This is a genomic window from Vibrio ponticus, from assembly GCF_009938225.1.
Lineage (GTDB): Bacteria > Pseudomonadota > Gammaproteobacteria > Enterobacterales > Vibrionaceae > Vibrio > Vibrio ponticus.
On record NZ_AP019657.1, the window covers coordinates 2,826,444 to 2,845,225 of the forward strand.

The following is an 18,782-nucleotide window of genomic DNA, read 5'->3' on the forward strand; positions in this document are numbered from 1 at the left end:
GTTAGGAATACCAATGAATATCGAAAAACTTGCTCGCATTGACCTTAATCTGCTGGTTTGTCTTAAAGTATTGCTTGAAGAACTCAATGTCACTCGCGCTGCCAGTCGGCTCTGTTTGTCACAATCAGCCGTGAGCAAGAACCTAGCTAAGTTAAGAACCCAGTTTGACGACCCACTTTTCGTGCGAACTTCCCATGGCTTAACCGCCACACCCAAAGCGCTATTCTTAAAACCTAAGCTCGATAACTTGATCCACCAATTAGAAATACTGACGCAACCTGAGCAATTCACGCCTGACTCAAGTGACTACCGTTTTCAAATTGCCGCTGTGGAAAGTGTTTATCCACTGATCTTGCCGCACTTCTTACCGCATATCTTTAAGCAAGCGCCGAATGTCACCATCAGTACCCATCCCTGGAATGAGCAAACTTTTCCATTAATGCAACGCGGTGAAATCGATCTTGGTATTACCGGTAAAGATATCGACATTAATGATGCCAAGCTCACCATGCTCCCCCCAAGTGATATCTGTGAGCAGGAAATCTATCGTGATAACCAAGTGTGTTTAATTCGTAATAACCATCCCGCGTTAAACCAACCCTGGAATCTTGAGAACTACCTCAAGCAGCGCCACGTACAAGTTCGTTGTGATGGTAACGACCGCTGGTTACTCGATTATCGCCTCGCAGACATGGGACGAGAACGTGATATCGCTATCACCGTTCCTGATTTTAACAGTGCAGCGAGTTTGTGTAGCTATACCGATTTTATCTTTACCGCGCCAAGCCACTTTATTCAATTGGCGGCAAAGCAGCTCAACTTAACCGTATTGCCGTTACCGATGGAGTTTCCACCCATGGCATACACTTTGTTTTGGCATCGAGATCGTGAGAATGACCCAGCTCTATCATGGTTACGAACCATGATTCGCGATAAAACCGACGCGTTAAGATAGGTGTATGAGACACCTTTCTGGTGATAAACACCAGTTAACAAAATATGCTTACGCTAACATTTGCAGCGATGAAACAAAAAGAGTAGCTTATTCTGCACTGTCGTAACTGTAGTGCGACCACAACAAATTGAAGGATTAAAACGATGCTTACAACTACTGAACAACGTTTAAGTGCCATTAGAGAATGGCTTGTTCAGCATAACCTTGATGCTTTACTGGTACCTCATGAAGATGAATATCTCGGTGAATACGTTCCCGCTCATAACGAGCGTCTTCACTGGCTAACAGGCTTTACCGGTTCAGCAGGTGTTGCAGTCATCACTCGCGAAAAAGCGGCAATTTTTGTTGATGGTCGCTATACAGTGCAAGTCACCAAACAAGTACCTGCAGAGCTGTTCGAATATCGCCACCTAATCAATGAACCAGCATTGGATTGGGTAACAGAACAAGTTGCTGTTGGCGGTAAAGTGGCGATTGACCCTCGCATGCACAATGGCGCTTGGCTAGAAGGTGCGCAAGCGAAGCTAGCGAAAAACCACCAACTAGAAATTCTTAACAGCAATCCGATTGATGAACTTTGGTCTGACCGACCAGCACCAGTGCTTTCTGATGTACGTCTAATGCCAACCGAGTCTGTTGGTCAATCGAGCCAAGAGAAACGCACTGAGATCGCCGCACTAGTTGCGAAGCAAGGTGCGGACAGCGCTGTGATTACCGCTCTCGATTCAATTTGTTGGTTACTCAATATTCGTGGTTTAGATGTATCTCGTCTTCCGGTCCTGCTTTCTCATGCGATTTTACACGCCAATGGTAATGTTGAGTTCTTCTTAGACCCTACTCGTATTCCAGCTGAGTTTGCCGCGCACGTTGGCACAGGTGTTTCTGTTTATCATCCAGAACAACTACAAGCTCAACTAGAAGCACTGAATGGTAGTAAGGTCCTGGTTGATCCGGCGACAAGTAACGCTTGGGTCAAACTGGTACTGCAAAATTCAGATGCTCAAGTGATTAGTGCCGCTGATCCATGTCTGATGCCAAAAGCCGCCAAAAACGCAACTGAGATTGCAGGCATGAAAGCGTGTCACATTCGTGATGGCGTCGCAATGGTGCAATTCCTGAGTTGGCTAGATAGTGAAGTAGCGCAAGGTAACGTACATAACGAAGCCGTGTTGGCAGACAAGCTAGAATCAATTCGTCGCCAAGATCCAACGCTTATGGACCTAAGCTTTGATACCATTTCAGCAGCAGGTAGTAACGCTGCGATGTGTCACTACAACCATGAGAACCAGCCTGAACCAGGACAGCTCACCATGGATAGCTTGTACTTAGTGGATTCAGGCGGTCAGTATCTTGATGGTACCACTGACATTACGCGTACTATCGCGATTGGACAGCCGAGTGCGGAAATGATTAAGCAATTTACTCTCGCTTTAAAAGGACACATCGGTGTCGCTCGTGCACGCTTCCCACAAGGTACCCGTGGCTATCAAATCGATACGCTTGCTCGTCAACATCTATGGGCAGAAGGCTTCGATTATGACCATGGTACTGGTCATGGTGTCGGTCACTTCCTCAGTGTACATGAAGGTCCAGCTAGCATCTCGAAGAAACAGATTGATGTGCCGCTAGTAGAAGGTATGGTGCTTTCTAATGAGCCTGGCTACTACCGTGCAGAACAGTTTGGTATTCGTATTGAGAACTTAGAGCTGGTTGTTGAACTTCCAACTCAAGGCGATTTCTCAGTGCTAACCTTTGAGTCACTAACGCGCTGTCCAATCGACCTACGTAATATTGATGTCAACCTACTGACTCGTCCAGAACTCGCCTGGCTAAACGACTACCATGAAAAAGTATGGCAAGACCTCAACCAACTGATTGATGATGAACTAGCCAAGCAATGGCTGCGTCAAGCAACTCGCGCACTCAGTCACTAAAAGAAACAGTGAATAGCTAACCGCATAATCGGTCGGTTATCGATAAATAAAAGGCTCCCGCGGGAGCCTTTTATGTTTCACGTGAAACATACGGATGATTAGCCAGAATATGCCGAATGCCAATCACGCCATACAGGATCGAAACCTTTGCTGCGTATCATCGCTTCAACGGTTGCGGCACTGCGTTCATCACTAATTTCAAATTGCTCTAACTCTGCTTCTTGCATCGCGTAGCCCCCCGGCTGGGTTTTTGAAGCTGCCGATAGACTCGTGATACCTAGAGGTAACACATTGTCCCGAAAGGCTTCACTCTCGCGGGTCGACAACGAAAGTTCAACTTCTGGATTCAACAGACGATAAGCACAAATCAACTGCACTAACTGCTTGTCACTCATCAACGATTTAGGCTGCAAACTTCCGGCGCAAGGTCGTAGACGAGGAAAAGATATCGAATACCGTGTCTGCCAATAGGTTCGCTCTAAGTAATCAAGATGCGCGGCAACGTAGAAACAATCGGTTCGCCAATCTTCTAATCCAATCAAAGCGCCAATACCAATCTTATCAATCCCCGCCTTGGCAAGCCGATCGGGTGTTTCGAGACGAAACTCAAAGTTGGTTTTATTGCCCCGTAGATGATGCTGTGCGTAAGTCGAAGGATGATAGGTTTCTTGATAGACCATTACCGCATCAAGACCTAAGCTTTTAAGCTCAGCGTACTCATGCTGCTTTAACGGCTGCACTTCCATCGCTAGATAATTAAAGTGCGGCTTAATCAGTGGAAGCATTTGGCGAAAGTAATTCATACCGACTTTCGTTTCATGCTCACCGGTCACCAATAACACGCTATCGAACTTCATCGCTTTAATAGCATTAATTTCCGCGCGGATCTCTTGTTCATTCAATGTGCGACGTTTAATGCGATTCTCCATTGAGAAACCGCAATAAGTGCACGCATTAGCACACAGATTGGAAAGATAAAGCGGGATATATAACGACATGGTGTTACCAAATCGCTTACGCGTTAATGCCAAGGATGCTTGTGCCATCTGCTCTAAGTAAGGTTCCGCCGCAGGGGATATCAGCGCCTTAAAGTCTTCAAGATCACGCTTAGATTTGCTCAATGCGCGTTCAACATCATCAGCGGTTTTACTCAAAATAGACAGTGAAATATCATCCCAATTGAGTTGATTGAATTGCTGCAAAAAACTCATCACTAGCCTCACGAATCAAGAAATGCGGTTAACGGGCTCGATGCAATGGCATGAGAAACCTGCCCAGCCAATCCAGCTTGATAGGCTAATCGCCCAGATTCAACCGCTAACTTGAAAGCCTGTGCCATCGCCACGGGTTGCTGCGCTGCAGCGATAGCAGTATTGACCAACACAGCATCCGCGCCCATTTCCATTGCAAGCGCCGCATGAGATGGCGCGCCAATCCCGGCATCAACAATCACCGGAACTCGAGCTTGATCGATGATGATTTCAAGAAAATCACGCGAGGCAATCCCTTTGTTTGAGCCAATAGGAGCACCAAGCGGCATTACCGCAGCGCACCCCACCTCTTCTAAACGCTTACACAACACGGGGTCGGCATGACAGTAAGGTAGAACTACAAACCCATCTCGCACCAGTTGCTCTGCCGCTTTTAGCGTCTCGATCGGATCGGGCATCAAATACTTGGGATCTGGGTGTATTTCTAACTTGAGCCAATTGGTTCCTAACGCTTCACGAGCTAGATGAGCAGCGAAAACGGCATCTTGAGCATTCTTCGCACCGGAAGTATTGGGCAGTAAATTGACTCCGGCTGCGACCAGCGGCTGCAAAATATCATCTTGCTTGTCATTAATATCAACCCGCTTTAACGCCATGGTTGCGAGTTGGGAGCCAGAAGCGCGAATCGCTTGTGCCATCACTTCACTGTTGGCAAATTTTCCCGTCCCTGTAAAAAGTCTCGAATCAAAACGCTTATCGGCAATGGTTAAAGCTGAAATAGAACTCATGATTAGCCCCCTGCTATCGCTTGAAAAAGTGAAATCGCATCGCCTTGATTTACTATCATGGTCGACCATTCACTTTTGGGAATCACTTGATTATTGATTGCGAACACGCAGCCTTCTGCAGGCAGTTCAAGTTGATCAATTATCTGACCAAGGTGGCTATCGCCAACCACCACTTGCGTCTGTTGATTGATCGTAATGGTGATATTAGCTGTGTTTGGTTGAGTCATGGATGACTTCCTCCACTAATGCCCCGCATACGGAGCAATGGCTATCTTGTGAGATATTGATGGTCTGCCAAAGCATAGTTTTACCGTCAAAGAGATGAATTTGCCCTGTTGCAACTAAGAACTCCCCAAGCGCGAGTTTCTGAATCGCAGCCAACGCTTGATAGTTACCTAACGTGCCAACTACAGGTCCAAGAACTCCTGATTCGCTGCAACTCTGCGCTTGAACAAGCTCATCAAACGGATAAAGACAGCGATAACAGCCTTGCCCTTGCTGATAGTCAAAAACAGTAAACTGCCCTTGCCAACCTATTGCAGCTGAGGAAATTAACGGCGTCTTTTGCTGAAAGCAGACATGATTGACTAACTGTCGCGTCGTTAAGTTATCACTACAATCAAGGACAACATCAGCCAACATCACTTCCAAGCTCAGTTGTGATTCGTCCATACGACGCGTGATACTGCGTAACTGAACTTCGGAATTGAGCTCCGACAATTGACGAGAAATCGCGTTAACTTTACTACTGTTCAAATCGTAGCTTCGATACGCTACTTGCCGATGGAGGTTACTGACTTCGACGCTGTCATCATCGACCAAAACCAATCGACCCACGCCTGCCCCTGCTAGATAGAGTGCCGCCGCACTGCCCAAACCACCACAACCAATAATCAATACATGCGATTGGAATAAACGCTGTTGACCAATCTCGCTGATTTCAGGCAAAGCTACTTGACGCTGATAACGAATAAACTGTTCATCCGTCAACATCCAGCACCTCCTCTACCAGCAATGCTTTATCTCGCATAATTTGTTCGAACTCACCGATGACCTCTTGCGGCGAGTCCGCGAGAGTGATTGCTCGGACTACCGCTAGACTGGTCACGCCACAACGCCAAACCGATGCTGCATTGGAGAGATCGATACCGCCAATTGCGACCGTTGGATAACCGAAATTCTGCGTAGCGTTAGCATGATTCACATTAGGGATGCTATTTATCAAGGTCTGGTACAACGCTAATCTAACTAACCCTTGTGGCTTAGAAGGCATCTGTTTGGTGGTTGTCGGGAAGATATGCCCGAGAGCAATGTAACTCGGTTTAAGCTGAACTATCCTCAATAACTCATAGTAACCATGAGTCGATAAACCTAGTCGAATATCTGCCCTGCGTAGTTGAGAGATGTTCGATACCTCCAGGTCCTCCTGACCTAGATGCACACCATAAGCGCAATGCTTAATCGCCAATTGCCAGTGATCATTGATAAACACTTGCGCGCAATGCTGCCTGCCAAGTTCAATTGCATCGATGATTTGCTGTTCTAGATCCGGAGCATCAGGATCTTTAATCCTTAACTGAATGGTTTTAATGCCCAATTCAAGTAGGGTTGCCACCCAGTCAAAACTATCAACCACCGGATACAAACCTAACTTAGTCGCATCGACATGACTAAATTGCTCTAGTTCAGATGTGACATTCCAACCAACCGAAATACCAAATTTATCGTGTTCAAGTATCGGCACGGGAAAGTCACCGTATTCACTCGGCCATGTTTCACGTGAAACATGCATCTTGCCGCGAGCAAAAGTTAACGCATCTTCGAGCGGAAAATCGAGACTCAGTAATGCGATTGCCCAAGCAAAATGATAACGGGGTTCAACCAATGTTGGATCGTTCTGATAGCCAATGGCGCGGGTTTCACGATTTTCTGCGTGCATCCAAATATCTAGCCAAGCATTCCCATCTACAATCCCGTGATAAACCGCATTGCTCTCAATTGGTAAACTCGCCTGACTACTGTGATAGTGAATATAACGATGGCAATCTCTTGATGAACATGACCAGAGATCGCTACCGATAACGAGTTCTGATTGATCGGTTTTGATTAACAGATATTGAGTTGGGCTAACACCCAACTCAATATTGTCGATAGCCAAACCTTGCTGCTTGGCTAACAAAAGAGCCTGTTGAATCTCACCGGTTAACTCAATCTTACTCGATGGAACCAGTATAGAGACCATCATTACTCAGCCTCTGTGCTGACCGCTGGATGGTACAACTCTGACCCAGTCGCAAGAAACTCCGCCGATTTCTGACGCATTCCTTCTAATGGGTCATCAAGCATTTTTATCTCTATAGCTTGATCGGCCGCTACCTGTTCGGTGTCCTTAGCGTATTCACGCACCTCTTGCGAAATCTTCATCGAGCAGAATTTAGGACCACACATTGAGCAAAAGTGAGCAACCTTACCTGATTCTTGCGGCAAGGTTTCATCATGGAAACTGCGTGCAGTTTCCGGATCGAGAGACAAGTTAAATTGGTCTTCCCAGCGGAACTCAAAGCGCGCTTTCGACAGGGCGTTATCGCGCACTTGTGCTCCCGGATGACCTTTTGCCAAATCCGCCGCATGGGCAGCCAATTTATAAGTAATCAGACCGGTCTTAACATCATCCTTGTTTGGTAACCCAAGGTGCTCTTTCGGCGTGACATAACACAGCATGGCACAGCCATACCAGCCAATCATCGCCGCACCAATACCCGAAGTAATATGATCGTAGCCTGGGGCAATATCAGTTGTAAGTGGACCTAAGGTATAAAAAGGCGCTTCATGACAATGCTCAAGCTGCTCTTCCATATTTTCTTTGATCATGTGCATTGGCACATGGCCCGGGCCTTCAATGATCACTTGCACATCATATTCCCAAGCGATCTTGGTTAGCTCACCGAGCGTTCTAAGTTCAGCGAACTGCGCTTCATCGTTAGCATCTGCGACAGAACCTGGACGAAGCCCATCTCCAAGAGAAAGCGCGACATCATACTTAGCGCAGATCTCACAGATTTCGCGGAAATGAGTATAAAGAAAACTTTCTTGATGATGGGCTAGACACCATTTAGCAATGATGGAACCACCACGAGAGACAATGCCGGTAACCCGTTTTGCCGTCATTGGCACATAGCGTAGAAGTAACCCTGCGTGAATGGTAAAGTAATCCACGCCCTGCTCGGCTTGCTCAATCAGTGTGTCACGCATCACTTCCCAATTAAGGTTCTCAGCAATACCATTCACTTTTTCTAACGCTTGGTACATAGGCACCGTCCCAATAGGAACAGGACTGTTACGCAAGATCCATTCACGAGTTTCATGAATATTACGCCCAGTCGACAGGTCCATAACCGTATCACCACCCCAGCGTGTTGACCAAACCAGCTTCTCTACTTCTTCTTCTATTGACGAAGTCACTGAAGAGTTGCCGATGTTAGCGTTCACTTTGACTAGGAAGTTACGACCAATAATCATTGGCTCCGATTCTGGATGGTTGATGTTAGAAGGAATGATGGCGCGCCCCTCAGCGACCTCTTTGCGTACAAACTCAGGAGTAATATCTTTGGGTAGATTCGCACCAAAACTTTGGCCAGGATGCTGCTGAGTGAGAACTTCATCGCGATAGCGAGCACGTCCCATGTTCTCACGCAAAGCGATGTACTCCATTTCAGGAGTAATAAGCCCCTGACGAGCATAGTGAAGTTGAGTAACACATTTACCGCTCTTAGCACGTCTTATACGTGGTAGATTACCGTAACGAAGCTCATCGAGAGTTTCATCGGCTAAACGCTCTTTGGTATAGACGGAGCTAACATCATCCAAAACTTCGGTATCACTGCGCTCTTCGATCCACTGCTCACGAAGCTTAGGTAAGCCATTGTAAAGGTCGATTTGGTGTTCAGGATCGGTGTAGAGACCAGAGGTATCGTATACACGAATAGGCTCGTTAGGCTCAAATACAGGCGCTTCTTTGGTGCCTCCGACTAGGCTATCGGCCAAAGATATTTCGCGCATTGGTACTCGAATATCAGGACGGGAACCCTCAACATACACCTTATGCGAATTTGGATAAGGTTGTACTGAGAGAGTATCAATAAACTGTTTAGCTTCCAGTCTTGCTTGCTTGCGACTCGACATAGCATTTTTCCTTGCTCATTTTTTATAAACGTATGGGATAAAAATGCTTGGCGGAACGATATGACAAGAGGTATCGAAAATTAGGTTGTAGCAACCTAAACACAACATCGATATGTTGATAGGTACGCTAGGATGATAGAAACATCCCTAACGATAATATCTTCTCCTGTTCCCTTCGCAGATTCTAATCTGATCAGGTTCAACGGATCCCGAATTAACGGTCTCAGCCAAATGGCACTCCGACAAGTGATGCAATTATAAGCAATTGACAGGTCTAAACCAAGCTGACCTGTACAAAAATATTTAAATTTTTGTTAAGACTTCATCAGTAATTGAAAACCTAACCACGCCGCTGAGATGCTCAAAAAGACATTGAGTAACACATTTAAGCCCATCTTAAAGAATGCGCCCTGCTGCATCAGCAGTACATTATCCATTGAGAACGTAGAGAATGTGGTTAGAGCACCAAGGAAACCAAGGCCGATAATTTGTCGCCAAGGTTCAATCGACATGATTTCACTTTCAAATGCCGCAATCAGTAGTCCCATAATAAATGAGCCCACAACGTTAACAGTGAGTGTGCCGTAAGGAAAACCTCGACCCAGCAGCGCGACACAAAGCTCTGAGACGAGATAGCGAGAACACGCACCAAAAGCGCCACCAAGAGCAATAAAACCTAAAATGGAAAGCTGTCCCATAAATCCCCCAAAACTGTAAGTGGCTATATTGTAGCCATAACCTGAAAAATTTCGAGTCTACAAACTAAATATTCACCCCATAAAAGCTAACAGATTAAAAAAGTTACCGTAGTCACTTTGACGGATAACGGAGTTTGGAACGCTTCGCTACGGATACGGGAAAGTGGATGCGGGAGTTCGGAACGCTGCACTACGGATGCGGGAAAGTGGATACGGGAGTTCGGAACGCTGCGCTACGGATGCGAGAGAAGAGCAAGAGAGTGTAGAGTTGAAAACCGAGAGGCACTCGTTGGAATATAGAGCCAAAGAAAGAACGTTTCTCCATCCCGAAGCGAAGTATCGCGGATACGGAGTGCTCTATTTCCACTCTCAAAGTGAAGTATCGAAGAGACTGAACTTTCCCGCATCTCGAAATGACGTATCTACGATACGGAATGTTCTCGAAGAGAGATATCTTAGATATCGAACGTTCCAATTTCGTTTCTACCAGAAACGAAAAAGGCCCTGACCTAAGTCAGAGCCTTCGAATATGGCGGAGGCGCCGGGCTTGCGCACAAGCTCCCAACATTTGCTTTGCAAAAGCAACAAATGCAAAAAAGCCCCGACATTTCTGTCGAGGCTTTCGAAGATGGCAGGGGTGGACCGGGCTGGCGATCCAGAGATTCGAACTATTCACCCCAACACGCGCTCTTTGGTAAATAGCGGAATCCGCTTGCTCTGCCAATTGACTAAAACCATAAAATGCAGACGTAAAAAAGCCCCAGCATTACTGCTGAGGCTTAGTATATGGCAGGGGTGGAGAGATTCGAACTCCCAACACGCGGATTTGGAATCCGCTGCTCTGCCAATTGGAGCTACACCCCTAAATTTGAACTACAGTTTATCACAGTGTAGATTCAAAAAAACCTCGCAAAAGCGAGGTTTTCGAATAAGTGGCGGAGTGGACGGGACTCGAACCCGCGACCCCCGGCGTGACAGGCCGGTATTCTAACCAACTGAACTACCACTCCGCAGTGGAATACTCGTTATTAATAACAAGCGTTCAAAATATAAAGCCTGGCGATGTCCTACTCTCACATGGGGAAGCCCCACACTACCATCGGCGCTATTGCGTTTCACTTCTGAGTTCGGCATGGAATCAGGTGGGTCCGCAACGCTATGGTCGCCAAGCAAATTCTTTCTCTCTATTTCTAGAGAATAACTTGGAAAGCTGTTTTGTGTTCTCTACACAATCAAGTTTTGTTCTTTCTTTGAGTCCATCAAAACCCCTTGGGTGTTGTATGGTTAAGCCTCACGGGCAATTAGTATCAGTTAGCTCAATGCCTCACAGCACTTACACACCTGACCTATCAACGTCGTAGTCTCCGACAACCCTTTAGGATACTTAAAGTATCAGGGAGAACTCATCTCAAGGCTCGCTTCCCGCTTAGATGCTTTCAGCGGTTATCGATTCCGAACTTAGCTACCGGGCAATGCGTCTGGCGACACAACCCGAACACCAGAGGTTCGTCCACTCCGGTCCTCTCGTACTAGGAGCAGCCCCTTTCAATTCTCCAACGCCCACGGCAGATAGGGACCGAACTGTCTCACGACGTTCTAAACCCAGCTCGCGTACCACTTTAAATGGCGAACAGCCATACCCTTGGGACCGACTTCAGCCCCAGGATGTGATGAGCCGACATCGAGGTGCCAAACACCGCCGTCGATATGAACTCTTGGGCGGTATCAGCCTGTTATCCCCGGAGTACCTTTTATCCGTTGAGCGATGGCCCTTCCATTCAGAACCACCGGATCACTATGACCTGCTTTCGCACCTGCTCGAACCGTCATTCTCGCAGTTAAGCGGGCTTATGCCATTGCACTAACCTCACGATGTCCAACCGTGATTAGCCCACCTTCGTGCTCCTCCGTTACTCTTTGGGAGGAGACCGCCCCAGTCAAACTACCCACCAGGCACTGTCCGTAACCCCGATTAGGGGTCGACGTTAGAACATCAACACTACAAGGGTGGTATTTCAAGGACGGCTCCACAAATACTGGCGTACTTGCTTCAAAGCCTCCCACCTATCCTACACATGTAGGGTCAATGTTCAGTGCCAAGCTGTAGTAAAGGTTCACGGGGTCTTTCCGTCTAGCCGCGGGTACACTGCATCTTCACAGCGATTTCAATTTCACTGAGTCTCGGGTGGAGACAGCGTGGCCATCATTACGCCATTCGTGCAGGTCGGAACTTACCCGACAAGGAATTTCGCTACCTTAGGACCGTTATAGTTACGGCCGCCGTTTACCGGGGCTTCGATCAAGAGCTTCGACCGAAGTCTAACCCCATCAATTAACCTTCCGGCACCGGGCAGGCGTCACACCGTATACGTCATCTTACGATTTTGCACAGTGCTGTGTTTTTAATAAACAGTTGCAGCCACCTGGTATCTGCGACTCTCAATAGCTCCATCCGCGAGGGACTTCACCGTCAAGAGCGTACCTTCTCCCGAAGTTACGGTACCATTTTGCCTAGTTCCTTCACCCGAGTTCTCTCAAGCGCCTTGGTATTCTCTACCCGACCACCTGTGTCGGTTTGGGGTACGATTCCTTACAATCTGAAGCTTAGAGGCTTTTCCTGGAAGCATGGCATCAATGACTTCACTACCGTAGTAGCTCGACATCGTGTCTCAGCCTTAAGAAGAACCGGATTTACCTAATTCTTCAGCCTACGCACTTGAACCTGGACAACCGTCGCCAGGCCCACCTAGCCTTCTCCGTCCCCCCATCGCAATTGTAAGAAGTACGGGAATATTAACCCGTTTCCCATCGACTACGCCTTTCGGCCTCGCCTTAGGGGTCGACTTACCCTGCCCCGATTAACGTTGGACAGGAACCCTTGGTCTTCCGGCGAGGAGGTTTTTCACCCCCTTTATCGTTACTCATGTCAGCATTCGCACTTCTGATACCTCCAGCATGCTTTACAACACACCTTCAACGGCTTACAGAACGCTCCCCTACCCAATGAAGTAAACTTCATTGCCGCAGCTTCGGTTTATTACTTAGCCCCGTTACATCTTCCGCGCAGGCCGACTCGACTAGTGAGCTATTACGCTTTCTTTAAATGATGGCTGCTTCTAAGCCAACATCCTAGCTGTCTAAGCCTTCCCACATCGTTTCCCACTTAGTAATAATTTGGGACCTTAGCTGGCGGTCTGGGTTGTTTCCCTCTCCACGACGGACGTTAGCACCCGCCGTGTGTCTCCCGGATAGTACTTACTGGTATTCGGAGTTTGCAAAGGGTTGGTAAGTCGGGATGACCCCCTAGCCTTAACAGTGCTCTACCCCCAGTAGTATTCGTCCGAGGCGCTACCTAAATAGCTTTCGGGGAGAACCAGCTATCTCCAGGTTTGATTGGCCTTTCACCCCTAGCCACAAGTCATCCGCTAATTTTTCAACATTAGTCGGTTCGGTCCTCCAGTTGATGTTACTCAACCTTCAACCTGCCCATGGCTAGATCACCTGGTTTCGGGTCTATATCCAGAGACTGAACGCCCAGTTAAGACTCGGTTTCCCTACGGCTCCCCTAGATGGTTAACCTTGCCACTGAATATAAGTCGCTGACCCATTATACAAAAGGTACGCAGTCACAGGACAAAGCCTGCTCCTACTGCTTGTACGTACACGGTTTCAGGTTCTATTTCACTCCCCTCACAGGGGTTCTTTTCGCCTTTCCCTCACGGTACTGGTTCACTATCGGTCAGTCAGTAGTATTTAGCCTTGGAGGATGGTCCCCCCATATTCAGACAGGATAACACGTGTCCCGCCCTACTCGATTTCACTGAACACACATCGTCAACTACGGGACTATCACCCTGTATCGTCGGACTTTCCAGACCGTTCGTCTAACGCGTGTAAAGCTTAAGGGCTAGTCCAATTTCGCTCGCCGCTACTTTCGGAATCTCGGTTGATTTCTTTTCCTCGGGGTACTTAGATGTTTCAGTTCCCCCGGTTCGCCTCGCTACGCTATGTATTCACGTAGCGATACTAGCTTATGCTAGTGGGTTTCCCCATTCGGAAATCCCAGACTCAAGTGGCTTTTACTGCCTAATCTGGGCTTATCGCAAGTTAATACGTCCTTCATCGCCTCTGACTGCCAAGGCATCCACCGTGTACGCTTAGTCACTTAACCATACAACCCGAAGGAGTTTCGAGTTGATAATCAAATCACCAAAGTTGTCTGCAATTTTTATACATGATGCAGACTCGATTTTGCCGGACTCAAATATGTTTTGTTTACTTAAAACAGTAAGACAAAACCCAAGAACACTTGAATGTGTTTTTGTGTATTCAATAAATGAATACTTTGAGAACTTTACAAACAACAATAAATTGTTGTTTTGTCAGCTTTCCAAATTGTTAAAGAGCGATGCCACTTTTTATCAAAGTAACACTTTCTAAAGGTTCTTTAGAGGGCAAAAAACCTAACCACCTTCCGTTTTACCGCAGTGGTTTGGAGTTTGACTTCCAAAAACATTTAGAGAGTGGTGGGCGATACCGGGCTCGAACCAGTGACCCCCTGCTTGTAAGGCAGGTGCTCTCCCAACTGAGCTAATCGCCCACATTAGTTTTACTTCTTGTGGAAGAAGTCTCGAATGGTGGAGCTAAGCAGGATCGAACTGCTGACCTCCTGCGTGCAAGGCAGGCGCTCTCCCAGCTGAGCTATAGCCCCATCGAGAAATGGTGGGTCGTGCAGGATTCGAACCTGCGACCAATTGATTAAAAGTCAACTGCTCTACCAACTGAGCTAACGACCCAATGGTATCCCGTAGGGGAGTCGAACCCCTGTTACCGCCGTGAAAGGGCGGTGTCCTAGGCCTCTAGACGAACGGGACACTGCGCGAAACATCTTGGGGGATGCTTCAAATCTCTCTTACTTTATAAACCATCAATCTGTGTGAACACTCATCGCAATAATCATCGTATAAGGAGGTGATCCAGCGCCAGGTTCCCCTAGCGCTACCTTGTTACGACTTCACCCCAGTCATGAACCACAAAGTGGTGAGCGTCCTCCCCGAAAGGTTAAACTACCCACTTCTTTTGCAGCCCACTCCCATGGTGTGACGGGCGGTGTGTACAAGGCCCGGGAACGTATTCACCGTGGCATTCTGATCCACGATTACTAGCGATTCCGACTTCATGGAGTCGAGTTGCAGACTCCAATCCGGACTACGACGTACTTTTTGGGATTCGCTCACCATCGCTGGTTGGCAGCCCTCTGTATACGCCATTGTAGCACGTGTGTAGCCCTACTCGTAAGGGCCATGATGACTTGACGTCGTCCCCACCTTCCTCCGGTTTATCACCGGCAGTCTCCCTGGAGTTCCCGACATTACTCGCTGGCAAACAAGGATAAGGGTTGCGCTCGTTGCGGGACTTAACCCAACATTTCACAACACGAGCTGACGACAGCCATGCAGCACCTGTCTCATAGTTCCCGAAGGCACCAAAGCATCTCTGCTAAGTTCTATGGATGTCAAGAGTAGGTAAGGTTCTTCGCGTTGCATCGAATTAAACCACATGCTCCACCGCTTGTGCGGGCCCCCGTCAATTCATTTGAGTTTTAATCTTGCGACCGTACTCCCCAGGCGGTCTACTTAACGCGTTAGCTCCGAAAGCCACGGCTCAAGGCCACAACCTCCAAGTAGACATCGTTTACGGCGTGGACTACCAGGGTATCTAATCCTGTTTGCTCCCCACGCTTTCGCATCTGAGTGTCAGTATCTGTCCAGGGGGCCGCCTTCGCCACCGGTATTCCTTCAGATCTCTACGCATTTCACCGCTACACCTGAAATTCTACCCCCCTCTACAGTACTCTAGTCAGCCAGTTTCAAATGCAATTCCGAGGTTGAGCCCCGGGCTTTCACATCTGACTTAACTAACCACCTGCATGCGCTTTACGCCCAGTAATTCCGATTAACGCTCGCACCCTCCGTATTACCGCGGCTGCTGGCACGGAGTTAGCCGGTGCTTCTTCTGTAGGTAACGTCAAATCCATACGCTATTAACGCATGAACCTTCCTCCCTACTGAAAGTACTTTACAACCCGAAGGCCTTCTTCATACACGCGGCATGGCTGCATCAGGCTTGCGCCCATTGTGCAATATTCCCCACTGCTGCCTCCCGTAGGAGTCTGGACCGTGTCTCAGTTCCAGTGTGGCTGATCATCCTCTCAGACCAGCTAGGGATCGTCGCCTTGGTGAGCCCTTACCTCACCAACTAGCTAATCCCACCTAGGCATATCCTGACGCGAGAGGCCCGAAGGTCCCCCTCTTTGGCCCGTAGGCATCATGCGGTATTAGCCATCGTTTCCAATGGTTATCCCCCACATCAGGGCAATTTCCTAGGCATTACTCACCCGTCCGCCGCTCGCCGCCCAACAAATCCCCCGAAGGTTCAATGTTGTCGCTGCCGCTCGACTTGCATGTGTTAGGCCTGCCGCCAGCGTTCAATCTGAGCCATGATCAAACTCTTCAATTTAAGATTTTGGTGACTCAATGAATACTGACTTCAAAACTACTAATGTAATTTTAAAGCTATTATCGTTCCAACAGAACGATAATGAATTGACTGTGCTAAGACCGAAGTCTTAATTGGTCACTCAGTTCATTGAAATCAAATTTGAAGCCTAAGCTTCTAATTGGATTATCATCGACGAGTGCCCACACAGATTGATAGGTTTATATTGTTAAAGAGCTTTTCGTTTTGAGTTCTCTCAAAACGGACGGTCATTTTAGCGAGATTAAGTTTAGTGTCAACCACTTTTTTCAAACTTTTTTTCAAGCGTTTCGCTTGGCTAATTTGACCTTGTTAACTTGGCTTTCGTTTCTTTCGAAGCTTTGCCGTGTCAACGAGGGCGCATTATAGAGATCGCGTTCGCTTTGGCAAGTGCTTTTTTGAAGTTTTTTCGTTTTTTTTATCGTTCGATTATTTATTAAGCTAAAACCGCCAAAAGAGGCGGTTTTGTTTACAAGTTCTTAAATTTTTCGGCAAATAAAGTCACTTTTTCCCAGTTGGTATACTCGACTTCTTTACTGGTATCCGTTTCTCCCCCAGTCAATGTCATGATCAGTTTAATCATCATTTTGTCAAACCAGCCGTAACGAGGGTAATAAAGTGCACCAGCAAACACACCAATCAATTCCGGTTGCCAAGGGGATAGCTTCAGAAACTTCTTAATATAGACACTTCCTTCTGGGGTATCTTTACCTTGGTCTTCTTTTCTTGCGGTTAGGTTGACGCAAAAGAAAGCGACTTTATGTTGCTGCAACTGCGCAAGATTGGCTTCAATAAACTGATAGAGCTTTTTATTGAGTTTGCCATAACGAATCGATGCACCAATCAGTACTCGCTCATATAAAGAGAAGTCAATGCGGTCTGCCTGATGCAAATCCACCAGCTCACATTGATATCCTCCCAGCTGCGCTTCGATATGTTTTAGGATTTTAATCGTCTGCCCTTCTTGGGAAGAATATAGAAACAATGCCTTTTTCACATTTAGTCCTTAGCTACGCCAAAACGTCGGTGTCAGTAATATAAGTAGGGTAAATATCTCAAGTCGTCCAAACAACATCGACACCACTAATACCCATTTAGCTTTATCGTTAATCTCACCAAAATGCAGCGCAACTTCTCCTAGACCAGGACCGAGATTATTCAAGGTTGCCGCAACCGCAGAGAATGCGCTTAACTCATCCATACCTGTTGCAATCAGCGCCAACATACAGACAACAAATACCAACGCGTATGCAGAAAAGAATCCCCATACTGCATCAACCACTCGCTGAGGAAGTGCACTGCCTCCTAACTTAATCGTATAGACCGCTCGAGGATGTACTAAACGTTTCAGTTCACGAGCGCCTTGCAATGTCAGCAACAAGATTCGGATAACTTTCATGCCGCCACCTGTCGAGCCGGCACATCCCCCTATAAAAGAAGAGAACAATAACAACACGGGTAGAAACAGTGGCCACTCAGCAAATCCGGTGGTGGTGAAACCTGCGGTGGTTGAAATTGACACGGTTTGGAACAGCGCCTGATCGAATGCTTCATAGATAGTGTCATAAGAGTGATGATTAAGTAGCATCAAAAAGCACACGAGAAATAGCAGCACTTGAATAAAGATGAATGCGCGAAACTCAGGATCCTTCCAATAATATTTTGGGTGTACACCACCAGAAGCAAAAGCAGCAAAGTGCAATGAGTAGTTACACGCTGAGATTAATAGGAATACCACGGTAATCATATTAATCGCGTAACTATCAAAGTAGCCCATACTCGCATCATGGGTAGAGAAGCCACCAATAGCGATGGTTGAGAAACTATGACCAATAGCATCAAACGGTGTCATCCCCGCCAACCAAAACGCGACTGCACAGGCTATCGTCAAACTTAAATAGATGTACCACAACGCTTTTGCTGTCTCGGCAATACGTGGGGTCATTTTGCTGTCTTTTACTGGTCCGGGAATCTCAGCTCGATAAAGCTGCATTCCGCCGATACCTAACACCGGCAGGATAGCAACGGCTAACACGATGATCCCCATCCCGCCAAACCATTGTAAGAATTGACGGTAGAACAAAATCGCTTTAGGTAAATGGTCAAGACCGACAATCACTGTCGCACCCGTGGTCGTTAACGCGGAAAAGGATTCAAAAAAGGCATCCGTTACCGACACACTAGGATTATCAGCGAGTAAAAATGGCAAGGAACCGGCGCTGCCGATAACCGTCCAGAACAGAACAACAATTAAAAAGCCATCTCGCGCTTTAAGTTCATGCTTATGACGACGATTGGGAAACCAACAGATTGCACCACAAAAAAGTAGAACAAAGAAAGTCGTCACAAACGGTACACCAGCGCCATCTCGGTAGATTAACGCTACCAAGGCAGGGGCAAGCATCGAGACGCTAAACAGGGCGAGTAACAGCCCTACGATTCGGATAATTGATCGAAATTGCATTGCTTAGATGTGT

Annotated in this window: 11 protein-coding genes, 6 tRNA genes, 3 rRNA genes and 1 riboswitch; of the genes, 2 read left to right on the forward strand and 18 right to left on the reverse strand. The window is 47.2% G+C overall.

Going from position 1 to position 18,782, the window contains the following annotated elements:
- Nucleotides 1-13 precede the first annotated feature (13 nt).
- The gene (locus tag GZN30_RS12740; protein ID WP_075647695.1) at nt 14-955 is read left to right on the forward strand and encodes a LysR family transcriptional regulator; all 942 of its coding nucleotides are present in this window, start codon (nt 14-16) and stop codon (nt 953-955) included.
- Nucleotides 956-1,098: 143 nt separating this feature from the next.
- Nucleotides 1,099-2,889 carry an aminopeptidase P family protein gene (locus GZN30_RS12745; RefSeq protein WP_075647694.1) on the forward strand — a complete coding sequence of 597 codons (1,791 nt, stop codon included), beginning with the start codon at nt 1,099-1,101 and terminating at the stop codon, nt 2,887-2,889.
- A 98-nt stretch (nt 2,890-2,987) separates the two neighbouring features.
- Here the strand turns inward: GZN30_RS12745 and thiH are convergent, their stop codons facing one another.
- The 18 genes from thiH to GZN30_RS12835 all read right to left on the reverse strand — a co-directional run bounded on the left by thiH (nt 2,988) and on the right by GZN30_RS12835 (nt 18,769).
- On the reverse strand, nt 2,988-4,100 hold the full coding sequence (gene thiH, locus GZN30_RS12750; RefSeq protein ID WP_075647693.1) for a 2-iminoacetate synthase ThiH: 1,113 nt from the start codon (nt 4,098-4,100) through the stop codon (nt 2,988-2,990).
- Nucleotides 4,101-4,108: 8 nt separating this feature from the next.
- Nucleotides 4,109-4,888: a thiazole synthase gene (locus GZN30_RS12755; RefSeq protein WP_075647692.1), complete on the reverse strand. Its 780-nt coding sequence runs from the start codon at nt 4,886-4,888 to the stop codon at nt 4,109-4,111.
- A 2-nt stretch (nt 4,889-4,890) separates the two neighbouring features.
- Entirely contained in the window at nt 4,891-5,115 is a 225-nt protein-coding gene (thiS, locus tag GZN30_RS12760) for a sulfur carrier protein ThiS (RefSeq protein ID WP_075647691.1), read from the reverse strand.
- Nucleotides 5,093-5,881 (reverse strand): HesA/MoeB/ThiF family protein, encoded by a 789-nt coding sequence (locus tag GZN30_RS12765; RefSeq protein WP_075647690.1) that lies wholly within the window; start codon nt 5,879-5,881, stop codon nt 5,093-5,095. Before GZN30_RS12765 ends, thiS begins: the two co-directional genes overlap by 23 nt.
- Nucleotides 5,868-7,133 (reverse strand): thiamine phosphate synthase, encoded by a 1,266-nt coding sequence (locus tag GZN30_RS12770; RefSeq protein WP_075647689.1) that lies wholly within the window; start codon nt 7,131-7,133, stop codon nt 5,868-5,870. The genes GZN30_RS12765 and GZN30_RS12770 overlap by 14 nt, the downstream gene beginning before the upstream one ends.
- A complete protein-coding gene (gene thiC, locus GZN30_RS12775; protein ID WP_075647688.1) occupies nt 7,133-9,070 on the reverse strand; it encodes a phosphomethylpyrimidine synthase ThiC in 1,938 nt (645 codons plus the stop codon). The genes GZN30_RS12770 and thiC overlap by 1 nt, the downstream gene beginning before the upstream one ends.
- 153 nt (nt 9,071-9,223) lie before the next feature.
- Nucleotides 9,224-9,322: riboswitch (TPP riboswitch) on the reverse strand.
- Nucleotides 9,323-9,384: 62 nt separating this feature from the next.
- Nucleotides 9,385-9,768, reverse strand: coding sequence for a fluoride efflux transporter CrcB (gene crcB / locus GZN30_RS12780; RefSeq protein WP_075647687.1), 384 nt, complete (start codon nt 9,766-9,768; stop codon nt 9,385-9,387).
- 787 nt (nt 9,769-10,555) lie between these two features.
- A tRNA-Trp gene (locus GZN30_RS12785) sits at nt 10,556-10,632 on the reverse strand.
- Nucleotides 10,633-10,701: 69 nt separating this feature from the next.
- A tRNA-Asp gene (locus GZN30_RS12790) sits at nt 10,702-10,778 on the reverse strand.
- A gap of 44 nt (nt 10,779-10,822) precedes the next feature.
- A 5S ribosomal RNA gene (rrf, locus tag GZN30_RS12795) occupies nt 10,823-10,938 on the reverse strand.
- Between the two features lie 110 nt (nt 10,939-11,048).
- Nucleotides 11,049-13,939 (reverse strand): 23S ribosomal RNA (locus GZN30_RS12800).
- Nucleotides 13,940-14,292: 353 nt separating this feature from the next.
- Nucleotides 14,293-14,368, reverse strand: a tRNA-Val gene (locus GZN30_RS12805).
- Between the two features lie 35 nt (nt 14,369-14,403).
- Nucleotides 14,404-14,479 (reverse strand) — tRNA-Ala (locus GZN30_RS12810).
- A gap of 9 nt (nt 14,480-14,488) precedes the next feature.
- Nucleotides 14,489-14,564: transfer RNA gene (locus tag GZN30_RS12815), tRNA-Lys, on the reverse strand.
- Between the two features lie 2 nt (nt 14,565-14,566).
- A tRNA-Glu gene (locus GZN30_RS12820) sits at nt 14,567-14,642 on the reverse strand.
- 90 nt (nt 14,643-14,732) lie between these two features.
- A 16S ribosomal RNA gene (locus GZN30_RS12825) occupies nt 14,733-16,287 on the reverse strand.
- Together the 16S, 23S and 5S rRNA genes with 6 tRNA genes alongside form the textbook arrangement of a ribosomal RNA operon.
- Before the next feature lie 487 nt (nt 16,288-16,774).
- Nucleotides 16,775-17,302 (reverse strand): menaquinone-dependent protoporphyrinogen IX dehydrogenase, encoded by a 528-nt coding sequence (hemG, locus tag GZN30_RS12830; RefSeq protein WP_075648131.1) that lies wholly within the window; start codon nt 17,300-17,302, stop codon nt 16,775-16,777.
- A gap of 9 nt (nt 17,303-17,311) precedes the next feature.
- Nucleotides 17,312-18,769 (reverse strand): TrkH family potassium uptake protein, encoded by a 1,458-nt coding sequence (locus tag GZN30_RS12835; RefSeq protein ID WP_075648132.1) that lies wholly within the window; start codon nt 18,767-18,769, stop codon nt 17,312-17,314.
- Nucleotides 18,770-18,782 lie beyond the last annotated feature (13 nt).